Source organism: Flavobacterium sp. GNP008, from assembly GCF_056428965.1.
Genome location: NZ_JBWJVL010000083.1, coordinates 1 through 216, shown reverse-complemented (window position 1 = coordinate 216; position 216 = coordinate 1). Strand labels below are relative to the sequence as shown.

Sequence of the window (216 nt, the reverse complement as noted above, 5' to 3'; positions counted from 1 at the left end):
ATCAACGGCGGAGTCCATCCCAGCTTCGGCACCCGCAATCGCATCTTGCCGCTGTCCGGCCCGCGTTACATCGAGATTGTGGAGGTCCTCGATCACCCAGCCGCAGAAAAAGCGGTCTTCGGACAGGCAGTGCGTGCACGCCAAGAACAGGGCGGCGGCTGGATGGGGTGGGCCGTCTCCGTCGACGATCTCGCTCCTTATGAGAAGCGCCTTGAG

1 protein-coding gene is annotated in these 216 nt (G+C 63.0%); it reads left to right on the top strand.

The genetic code is table 11. The annotated features are described in order from the left end of the window. Nucleotides 1-216 (top strand): VOC family protein (locus tag AC0608_RS13985; RefSeq protein WP_478289507.1); only part of this gene is annotated, 216 nt, incomplete at both ends.